The organism is Acinetobacter sp. YH16038, assembly GCF_013417275.1.
Taxonomy (GTDB): Bacteria; Pseudomonadota; Gammaproteobacteria; order Pseudomonadales; family Moraxellaceae; genus Acinetobacter.
This window is the reverse complement of the sequence record NZ_VPEG01000092.1, coordinates 1-3,731: the sequence shown is the minus strand read 5'-3', so window position 1 is coordinate 3,731 and position 3,731 is coordinate 1. Positions and strand designations below refer to the sequence as shown.

The window sequence follows — 3,731 nt, the reverse complement described above, 5'->3', positions numbered from 1 at the left end:
TGATAAATCGACACTAAACAGCAAAGAAAAAATTAGACAAGCAATCGAAAAGAAAATAAGGGAAATAAAAGGTTACACGCCACGAGTCGGTATTTTTGGATCAACTGGCGTAGGTAAATCATCATTATGCAATGCATTATTTGGTCGTGATGTAGCCCCAGTCAGTAACGTCGCTGCTTGCACAAGAGAGATTCAAGAAATTCATATCAAGCCAGAAGATGGAAATGAGGGAGGACTTACGATAATAGACTTTCCTGGTGTTGGTGAAACCTTGGAAAGAGACAAAGAATATTATAATCTATACAAAGAGAATGTTGCAAAGTTAGACCTAGTTGTATGGGTAATAAAGTCTGATGAAAGGGCTTACGCAATTTCTCAAAAGGTATATAACGATATATTGCTACCTAATATAAAAAAATGTCCTGTTGTATTTTTCATAAACCAAATAGATAAAATAGAACCAACAGAAGACGATGAAGGTGAACTTCTTTGGGATAAAAAGAAAAACGAGCCGACAAAAGAGCAGTTAGCTAGTGTAAATGAGAAAATACTAGAAGTAAGTACTGCCTTTTCTGTTCCTGCTTCATACATTATACCTACATCAGTCAAAAGAAAGTTTAATATTTCTAAAGCAATGGAGACAATAATAGACATCCTCCCAAAGGAGAAAAAATATGCTCTCTATCGCGAAGCAGGAGAAGAAATAAAAACAGAAAAAATGGCAGAAAGCGCAGAAAAGGGCGTATGGGACACCATTAAAGAATGGACAGGTGAAGCCTGGGATAACGTAAAGGATGTAGTTGTTGAAGTAGTAGCTGCAACTGTTGTTGCTGCAGGTAAGAAAATACTATCAAAACTTAAATTCTGGTAATTCATTAAGATTCAGGATGATTACTATCCTGAATCTTAGTTATCAACGTTTCTTTTTCCAAGATCGGTTTTATCCGATGTGAACAGCGAACAATTCAAACACCTCACAGAGCGCGTCAGTTTTTCCGGCTCTTACCCGTGACAGTTTTCTCCGCCAGTTTATCTTCCAGTGTCACAACTTTCTGATACAGCCGCCTGCCAGAAATGGGAAGGATTATCCCTGGCCCATTCCGGCATGTTTCCGTGCTCCGTGTATTCCAGATCTTTCCGTTTCGCATACTCCCCTTTGCGCTCGATGTAATCGGCGTGGTTTGCAGCCTGTCCCTTGCCTCCAAATTTAACGCTGAGGTGATAGGTTGCCACGGTTTCAGCCCTCCGCAGGAGCGCACTGTTTCTCGACGAAGGAGAGAAACATATAAGTGCGCTTCCTTCTAATTTCACGAATTAGAAGGAAGATACCCCCCTGCACCCACCGACCGCAAGCGATATACTGCACGACCACAACACACCGCAAAAAACACCAGGGAGCACCACGAACATGCGCATCAGCAACATCGAATGGCTGAAGAAACGGATCGGATTCATCAGGAAGCTCGGAGAACAGACCGCACGACAGAGACAGATTATTGACCTGCTCGACAACGAAGCAGGACTCACAGAACAGGAACGCAAACTCCTCCACGTACTGGCAACAGCGGAAAAAAACGACTTACAGGCACAGGAGAGCGAACGAAAACAGGCGGTCCAAAAACGAATCGAGGGAAAAAAACAACGACGAGAACGCAATCACCGGCTCTTTCTCGCGGCTGGGCTACTGATCGAAGCAGGACTGGTAGACACAAAAACAGGCGAGCTATGCTATAAAAAAGACAGGATATTACAGGCACTTAAGGAACTTAAGTACGATCTGGAGACATCCCCAAACCCAGACGCGTAAGTGCCTCCATCCGTGTTCCGATTCCCTGGTGCTTCCTCGCTCATTCGCTCGCTACGCTCGGTCATGAGACTGCGGCGAGCACTACCAGCGCAATCATGCGGAAAACAGCACCATTGCTGGGCTGAAAGGAGAAAACCGCCGGAAAGCCCTCAGCTCAAAAAGACGCCGAAAAGGCGCTGTTATCTGATATAGGCTATTTGTGCATTGCCCAATTACGGATCGTATTACGATGTACATTCAGCATCGCCGCAATAGCTTTCTGAGAATATCCATTCTCCAGCATACATAGCGCCATGAAACGCTTGTCATCGTAGGCTTCGCCTTTAGCGATACCACCTTTCCGGCCTCTCTTGGCCTGTATTTCTGGGGTGTGCGTATCAGCCACATACTGTGCGAAAGTTTCCGGCGTGAAGTTCCTGTGCGTGTATTTCGCAATGCTCTTGCCAATAGCCCGACATTCAGGCGGAGAAAGCGGAACGGGAAGCGATGCGTTGTACATTTCGACACGCTGAATCACGGCATCAAGCCACTGTGAGAATGCTGGCCAGCCCTGACGAATCGCCCTGTAAGCCCATTTGCGCGTCATTTCGAACAGATGGCAGTTTCGCCCCATCCCGTAATGTTTATCGATGCTACGGCGCGCTGAGGCGCTCAAATCGAGATAATCAGCCAGTTCATCGAGGGTATAGGCCTCCTCGCGCCACTCCATCACCTGCCATTCCAGGTGGAACGGATTTTTGCAAATCAGTCCGCTGTAGTTCACATCTGCACAAAGTTTCTCACACAGCGAACGTTCAATCGCAGCGGCGTATTTCAGCGCCTTAACCGAGCTGTCCGGCGCGGTTCTCACGGCGATATTGAGTGCGTAGAGCAGGTGAGCATGACCGTTCACAGGATTTTTTACGGTGATGTTCGGCGCGGGAGCGTTCCGGTCGCTCCAGTCAATCGCAGCTCCTACACGGTCAACGTCAAAAACCAGCCAGAACTGCGCATGAGGCTGGTTCTGCTGGATGTACCGCGCAAGAAGCGCACGCCCTTTGCCGGAGATGCGAAGACCAAAAGCGAGATCATCCGTGTGATAGGGACGGTGGGGTAAATTTTCTTCGAAGTATTGAAGCGCGGCGCTCATGTGTTACGATTCCTTCCAGGTTATCGACCGACATCGCCCCTGTATTTTCGTGAAAGTCTTGGCGGATAGACACGAATTTCAGGGGCGTTTGTTTTTCAGTCGCTTACACTACCCCCAACAACAAAACCTGTCGAGCCTTCCCGCAAAAACGATCCATTTACCATAACTCCTGTTGTACGAACCCCTTAAAACGCTCTCAATCGCTTTCTGACGCAAAAAACGCAAAAATACAAGGAAACACCAGGGCAACCCCGAAAAATGCGTCAGAATTATTTTTATGGGGCTGCATAACTATGCACAAAAGTGATTCGCGAACAGTTTCAACCGTTCAGAAGGGCGAATGGGTCAAAACAGCAAATTTTCTCATCCATATCCTTGCATAGATGGATAAAACAGTTCGATATCAGCATCAGACACAATAATTGCCATAGTTCATCCCACCCTCTCTCCAAAGCAACATGACTAAAAAACAGTCTTGGGATAGTTTGTTTTCTGAGCTCCATGTACCCCACCTTTTTAGGAAATCGCTTAAAAGGTTTAGTCTCACAACAACCTGAACACAGCTCTAGATAACATTTATCGAATACAATAAAATACCACTTATAAAATAGGTGGTTTATTTATAAGTAATATTTCTTGACAATATAGGTTCTTAAAATGGAATATATTGATAAATCGACACTAAACAGCAAAGAAAAAATTAGACAAGCAATCGAAAAGAAAATAAGGGAAATAAAAGGTTACACGCCACGAGTCGGTATTTTTGGATCAACTGGCGTAGGTAAATCATCATTA

3 protein-coding genes and 1 pseudogene are annotated in these 3,731 nt (G+C 45.3%); 2 read left to right on the top strand and 2 right to left on the bottom strand.

The window, feature by feature from the left end; all coding sequences use genetic code 11:
- Window positions 1-871 (top strand): GTPase family protein (locus tag FTV34_RS16725; protein WP_180070828.1); only part of this gene is annotated, 871 nt, incomplete at its 5' end.
- Window positions 872-1,059: 188 nt separating this feature from the next.
- On the opposite strand, the pseudogene FTV34_RS16720 reads toward FTV34_RS16725, so the two are convergent.
- A pseudogene (locus FTV34_RS16720) lies at window positions 1,060-1,233 on the bottom strand (mobilization protein); the annotation flags it as partial.
- A 175-nt stretch (window positions 1,234-1,408) separates the two neighbouring features.
- Between FTV34_RS16720 and FTV34_RS16715 the strand changes: the two are divergent.
- Window positions 1,409-1,807, top strand: a complete 399-nt coding sequence (locus FTV34_RS16715; protein WP_001560793.1) for a hypothetical protein — start codon at window positions 1,409-1,411, stop codon at window positions 1,805-1,807.
- Window positions 1,808-2,000: 193 nt separating this feature from the next.
- On the opposite strand, the gene FTV34_RS16710 is transcribed toward FTV34_RS16715, so the two are convergent.
- The gene (locus tag FTV34_RS16710) at window positions 2,001-2,936 is read right to left on the bottom strand and encodes a replication initiation protein (RefSeq protein ID WP_031612480.1); all 936 of its coding nucleotides are present in this window, start codon (window positions 2,934-2,936) and stop codon (window positions 2,001-2,003) included.
- Between the last annotated feature and the right edge of the window lie 795 nt (window positions 2,937-3,731).

Coding starts and splice junctions, on each gene's coding strand:
- FTV34_RS16715 (WP_001560793.1), top strand. CDS start 1,409: ATGCGCATCAGCAACATCGAATGGCTGAAGAAACGGATCGGATTCATC.
- FTV34_RS16710 (WP_031612480.1), bottom strand. CDS start 2,936: ATGAGCGCCGCGCTTCAATACTTCGAAGAAAATTTACCCCACCGTCCC.